This is a genomic window from Sphingorhabdus sp. (assembly GCF_040079335.1).
Taxonomy (GTDB): Bacteria; Pseudomonadota; Alphaproteobacteria; order Sphingomonadales; family Sphingomonadaceae; genus Sphingorhabdus_B.
In genome coordinates this window covers 37860-43911 of sequence record NZ_JBEBKL010000021.1, presented here as the reverse complement: position 1 = coordinate 43911, position 6052 = coordinate 37860, and the positions used below count along the sequence as shown (strand labels likewise).

Genomic DNA, 6052 nt, shown 5'->3' with positions numbered 1-6052 from the left:
CGTGCGCCACTAGACCCGAAGGTCTCGTTCGACTTGCATGTGTTAAGCATGCCGCCAGCGTTCGTTCTGAGCCAGGATCAAACTCTCAAGTTTGATTTATAATCATGTCAACCGGTTGGAATACCGACTGGCACGACCAAATCCAAGGATCCGGGCTGCACAATAGTCAATTACTATATATGGATATGCGTAAAGGACATATGTGCAGTCGGCGTATTTGGTAACCCGATACTCTGCGCCTTGAAGCCGCAGAAACCGGGGCCGCCGCCCACATGTCCCTTCATCAAACATCACAATGTCAAAGAGCCGACCGACAAAAAACCGGACACTCAGCGATCCCCGATATTCCTACCGGAGGAGGGAGTGTCCTGTTATGTTGGCGACCAGACCGCAGAAGCGTGTGCTTCCCGTCCGGTGAAGGGGCCTCTAAAGGGGTCCTACGATTCGGTCAACAGGCTTTTTGCAATTTTATTTCAAAATTTTTGCAGAACCCCAGAAAACCAAGATTTTGTAAGCAATTTTCGATAGTTGGGCCTTCATGAGCGATGCGAACAGCACAACACCTCCGGAAGGGGCCGACTTTGGAAACCGCGTGAAACGCGCGGTTTTTTGGCGTTCCGGCACTCAAATCATCTCGCAAATCGTCAGTTGGGGGGCGACTCTCGCGGTCATCCGAATCCTTGATCCAAGCGACTATGGCCTGTTCGCGATGACCTCCGTCGTGCTGGTTTTCCTGAATTTCCTCAACGGATACGGCTTTGTCAGCGCCCTGATCCAGTCCGAATCGGTTGAGCCGATCCGAATCAGGCAAGCTTTCGGCATGTTGATTCTGCTGAATGTAGGTTTGGCCCTGATCCAACTCTTTGTCGCCGCTCCTCTGGCCGCTGCCTATTATAGGGAGCCGGTGGTGGCAGAGATGCTGCGCTGGCAGTCGCTCATATATTTGTCGACGCCTTTCCTGATTCTGCCCGAAGCGTTGATGACGCGCGAACTCGAATTCCGGAAACCAGCAATCATCAATTTGTTGACCTCTCTGGTTGGAGCAGGCGTCGCGTTGGCGCTGGCCTTAAATGGGGCGGGTGTTTGGACGCTGGTATTCGCGCCGATCTCGATCTTCTGGAGCCGCGCAATCATGCTGATGATTGCCACGCGCTTCTGGGTATTGCCGAGTTTCGATTTCCGTGGCGCAGGACACATCTTCACCTTTGGCGCTGCACTGCTGATTGGCCACGGCTTTTTCATCATCCAGAGCCAGTCGGATATCTTCATCGCAGGGCGCCACTTCGATACCCATGATCTGGGGCTTTATGCCGAGGCGCTGTTCCTGACCCAGTTGTTCGCCACCAAATTCATCCCGCCGCTGAACGAGGTAGCCTTCCCGGCCTATGCGCGGATCCAGCATGACCAGAGCAAGTTGGCCTATAGTTTCCTGAAAGCGGTGCGCCTGATCATGCTGGTCGCCTTCCCGCTCTATTTCGGCATGGCCGTGACTGCCGCCCCCTTTGTCGCCACGCTGATGGGCGAGAAATGGACCGAGGCCACACCTATCGTCGCGATACTTGCGCTTGCAATGCCGGTCGCCACTTTGCAGTTCCTGTTCCAGCCCGCGATCAACGCGATGGGGCTCCCCGGCATAACGATGCGCAACTCGATAGCCGGCGCGATCATCATGCCGCTGGTCTATCTCGCCGCGATCCGTTTTGGTGCGATGGGGCTGGCCTGGGGTTGGCTGGTTTCCTTCCCGCTTTTGCTTGCCTTCACCATCTTTCAGGCGCGTCCGCATATCGGGTTCCGTATCAGCCAGTTGTTTGGCGCGATCATGCCGGGACTGTGTGCAGCAGCGGTGATGGCGGCTTCGGTCTGGCTGTTCGACCGCTATCTGGTTGAAGTGAACTGGCCACAGCTGATGCCGATACTCCACCTGCTGCTGCTCGCAGGGGTCGGGGCCCTGATTTACGGTGCACTCTTATGGTTTGGTTCGCGAGCCACTGCGATGGAGGTCGTCAATCTGGTCGTGCGCCGAAAGGCTACGCCTGCGGCTGAGGCAGGCTAAACCGGCTGGACCGCCTGCGCCATCCGCTTCAACGCCAGTCGATCGAACCAGAATAGTTCAGGACGCCCTCTAGGTCGCATGCCAGGCAGTTCGCGCCGGTAGATGTCGGAAAGCAAGCGCGGCAACCCCTTTGCCCCTGTATCGCGCATAATGCGGCTGATCATCGCATTCTGATAGTGGCGGACGCTATAGTTGATCATCCGGCGATATTGCATGCGCCAGCTTAAGGGGGATAGCGCACTGACCGGTGCGCACAAGAAGCCCGCCCCTTCGCAAACTGCAACCCGATAATCGTTCCAATGCGATTCATCGCCGAGGTCGGTCTTGGCCATTGCGCAGATCAGGCCGTCGTCGCCAATGACATCGTCGGGCAAGCGGAAGCCGCCAGCCTGCATCCGCTGCAGGAAATCACCGCGCACCGCATAGAGATCGCCGAACAGCCCATGCTCGCGCCGCATCGCCTGCTGATAATAGGCCATTTTACGCCCGTTCATCGGCAGGCCGGACGCGGCATTTGCCTGTGGCTTTTCATGCAGGGCTTGTCTCAACGCCTCGATCGACCCCGGCGTAATTTCGGCATCGCCGTCGACGAAGATATGGGTGTCATGAAAGCCATCCAGTTCATCGAACAGGAACCGGTTCCAACTCCGCGCCTTCCCGCCTTTTTTATATATATGTACCGTGACATTGCGCGCTGCCGCCGCAACCCCACCCGCAATACCTGCTGTCGCATCGGTTGATCCATTGACGATCACATGGATCGCCACATCCTTTTCGTCCAGCGGCAGGCTGTTCAGGCAAGCGGCAATCCGCGCTTCTTCATTATGCGCGAGCACAGCGATACATATCGATGGCTTCGACGTCATGACTTCTGCGCCATCGCCCAAACGGTTACCGGAAACCGCTCGTCATTGGGCAGGTCGCGCTGCCAGCCGGTTCTGGCCCATCGGTGGAAATTGGCCTTGACCGCCGCGGCATTACCCCAACTGCCGGTCACCACGCGCTCGGGATTGAAGCCCGCTTCTTCGAGGAAATGCTTCATCCCCAATTCGGTCCAGCGACTGCAGTCGGTGGGGATGGGGTGATAGCGGATCAAGAAGGGCGTGATGTTGATGAACCAGCCACCCGGCCTCAGCATCGCGTGCACATTGCGCGCGGCGCGATAGGGGTAGAGCAGATGCTCCCACACATTGTCGGCGATGATGATGTCGAACTGGCGGTCGAGCTGTACGTTGCAGATGTCATGGTCGGGCCAGTTCATCTCGGTGAAGCTGCCCCATTGGCGCTCTCGCCATTTCCAGCCCGCGCTGATTTCAAGCGCATTCAGATCATCTGCCCCGATGCCGTCGAGCCAGCGGTCGATCTCGCGATAGGCGACCGTGCGGGTGATGTGCTGCTTGTCATAGCCGACAGCAGCCGCAACCTTCCCCAGCCAGTTTTTAAGCCCGTCGTCCATCGCCACCCCGAATACGCCACGCAAGCGCAGGTTTGGGATAGCAGACCGGCCCTTTACAGCGCGTAAATTCTTGTCACGCCTTCAAAAGCCCGATCTCGATAAGCCGTTCGCGCAGATAATCGTCGGCAAGGATCGGCTCGGGATAGCGGTTCGGATTTTCCTCGCTGATGCACTGCGGCAGCGTCGCGATCGGATAGTCCGAATTGAGATGCAGGAAGAAAGGCATCGAATAGCGGCTATATTTCGACCGTTCGCCCATCGGGTTGCGCACCCGGTGCGTGGTCGAAGGCAGATAATGGTTGCACAGCCGCTGCAACATATCGCCAACATTCAGCGATAGCCCACCTTCGGGCGGTGAGACATCCATCCATGTACCGTCGGGCCGCAATATCTGCAGCCCCGATTCCTCGGCGCCGAGCAACAGGGTAATAAGGTTGATATCCTCATGTGCGCCAGCGCGGATACAGCCTTCGGTATCGCCTTCGATCGGGGGATAGTGGAGCAAGCGCAGGATCGAATTGCCAACATTGATCTTGTCGGCAAACCATTCGGCATCAAGGCCCAGATAGATGGCAAGATAGGACAATATCTTCGCGCCTACCCGGTCGAACTCGGCATAAAGCGGTTCGTAGATATCGCGGAAACCGTCAACAGTGTCGGGCCAGATATTCTTGAGCATCTCGCCGTCAAGCGGATGGCCGGCGGGCAAGGTTCGCCCGACATGCCAGAATTCCTTCAGATCATGATGGTCGGCGCCTTTGGCGATCTCGGTCTTAAACGGCGTATAGCCGCGCTGTCCGGCGATGTTCTTGTCGTACCATCGCAGCTTCTCCTCGGTCGAGCGGGCGAACAGCTCTTTCGAGAGCCGCCAGGCCTCTTTGGTGAGGTGAGGGTCGATTCCATGGTCGACGACCTTCGCGAAACCATAGGTCCGGAAACTGTCGCCAAGCGCTTGCGAAATGGCGTGTGTGTCGCTGCTGGCCAGCGAAATATCGGGCATTTGACTCATATCCATGCGAATAGCTCTTGACCAAAGCGTGCGCCAGAGAAATTGACCCGCATCAAAAGGAGCACAAAATGTCCGAACAATATTGGCTGATGAAGTCGGAACCCGATGTTTACGGTTGGGACGATCTGGTTGCGGAAAAAGAGGGCATGTGGGACGGCGTGCGCAACCATGCGGCCGCTCTCAACATGAAGACGATGAAGAAAGGCGACCTTGCCTTTTTCTACCACAGCAATATCGGCGTTGAAGTGGTCGGCATCCTGAAGATCAGCAAGACCGCCTTTATCGACCCGACAGACGAAAAGGGCAAATTCGTGGCGGTGAAGGTAAAGCCGGTGCGCAAGCTGAAGGCTCCGGTGCCGCTCAAGGCCGTGAAAGCCAACCCCAAACTCGCCGAAATGGACCTCGTCCGCCTGTCGCGCCTGTCGGTCGGCAAGGTTCGATCGGAGGAATGGGCGGAGATTTTGCGGATGGCTGGGGAGAAGGTTTGATTCCTTCAGAAGGAAGAAGGAAATAAGGAAGAAGAATCTTGTTTCGCTCAAACCCCGTGCGCAACGCGTCTAAAATTGAGATCCCAACTGACTGTCGCTATTGAGGGGCTGACGCCCTTATTCCTTATTCCCTTCTTCCTTCTGAGGAAAAATCACAAGCGACATGTCCAAGCTTTGCATCCTAGTTCCCGCACCCGACTACTGGGAAAACTGGTCGCTGCCAAAGGCGCATTATCAGCGGCTGCTCGGACCAGATCTGGCTTTCCGCCCCTGGACCGAACCCTGCGACCTTTCAGGCTTCGATCTTATCCTGCCGCTGCTGACATGGGGTTACCAACGCGATGTGCCCAGCTGGTTCGCACTGATTGACTGGTTGGAGGCTGAAGCTCTGCCGCTGGCAAATCCGGCTAAGGTGCTGCGCTGGAACAGCGACAAAGCCTATCTGGCTGAACTGTCAGCAGCGGGCGTCGCGACGGTGCCGACACTGATCCGCGAATCGATGAGCGACGCTGCACTGGCATCGGCGCGCGAAATCCTTGAAAGCCAGCGGCTTGTGGTCAAACCGCCCATCTCAGGCGGGGCAGACGGCACCTATCTGATCGGCCCGTCCGATCCGCTGCCTGCCGAAGCCATCGGCCAGCGGATGCTCGTACAGCCCTTCCTGCCCGCGATTTCCGAAGACGGCGAATATTCGCTCTTCTATTTTGGCGGCACCTACAGCCACGCGATCAGCAAGCATCCGGCCGAGGGCGATTTTCGTGTTCAAGAACAATTTGGCGGCGTCGAACGCGGCATCGACGCGCCCGATGATGCCAAGGTGCTGGCCGAAAGCGCGCTGGCGGCCACCGACCAGCTGCTCGATTGCGGCCCGCTGACCTACGCCCGCGTCGATATGGTCCGCGATGGCGAACGCAATTTTCGCCTGATGGAGCTCGAACTGATCGAGCCCAGCCTGTTCCTGCATTTTGCCAAGGATGACGGTGCGCTGTTTGCTGCGGCGGTAAGAGCAACACAAAGCTGACAAAGTTGACACCAACACCAAATGT

6 protein-coding genes and 1 rRNA gene are annotated in these 6052 nt (G+C 57.2%); 3 read left to right on the top strand and 4 right to left on the bottom strand.

What is annotated here, in order from left to right:
• A 16S ribosomal RNA gene (locus ABL922_RS07770) occupies positions 1–93 on the bottom strand; the annotation flags it as partial.
• 445 nt (positions 94–538) lie between these two features.
• Here ABL922_RS07770 and ABL922_RS07765 point away from each other — a divergent pair.
• Entirely contained in the window at positions 539–2053 is a 1515-nt protein-coding gene (locus tag ABL922_RS07765; RefSeq protein WP_349023640.1) for a lipopolysaccharide biosynthesis protein, read from the top strand.
• On the opposite strand, the gene ABL922_RS07760 is transcribed toward ABL922_RS07765, so the two are convergent.
• The 3 genes from ABL922_RS07760 to ABL922_RS07750 are packed head-to-tail and all read right to left on the bottom strand — an operon-like array spanning position 2050 to position 4524.
• Positions 2050–2919 (bottom strand): glycosyltransferase family A protein, encoded by an 870-nt coding sequence (locus tag ABL922_RS07760; RefSeq protein ID WP_349023639.1) that lies wholly within the window; start codon positions 2917–2919, stop codon positions 2050–2052. The genes ABL922_RS07765 and ABL922_RS07760 overlap by 4 nt on opposite strands.
• The gene (locus ABL922_RS07755) at positions 2916–3533 is read right to left on the bottom strand and encodes a class I SAM-dependent methyltransferase (protein WP_349023638.1); all 618 of its coding nucleotides are present in this window, start codon (positions 3531–3533) and stop codon (positions 2916–2918) included. The genes ABL922_RS07760 and ABL922_RS07755 overlap by 4 nt, the downstream gene beginning before the upstream one ends.
• Before the next feature lie 49 nt (positions 3534–3582).
• Complete coding sequence (locus ABL922_RS07750; protein ID WP_349023637.1) at positions 3583–4524, bottom strand: 2-oxoglutarate and iron-dependent oxygenase domain-containing protein; 942 nt, start codon at positions 4522–4524, stop codon at positions 3583–3585.
• Between the two features lie 62 nt (positions 4525–4586).
• Between ABL922_RS07750 and ABL922_RS07745 the strand changes: the two genes are divergently transcribed.
• Positions 4587–5006, top strand: coding sequence for an EVE domain-containing protein (locus ABL922_RS07745; RefSeq protein WP_349023636.1), 420 nt, complete (start codon positions 4587–4589; stop codon positions 5004–5006).
• Between the two features lie 163 nt (positions 5007–5169).
• Positions 5170–6027 carry a hypothetical protein gene (locus tag ABL922_RS07740; protein ID WP_349023635.1) on the top strand — a complete coding sequence of 286 codons (858 nt, stop codon included), beginning with the start codon at positions 5170–5172 and terminating at the stop codon, positions 6025–6027.
• The last annotated feature ends 25 nt before the right edge of the window (positions 6028–6052 follow it).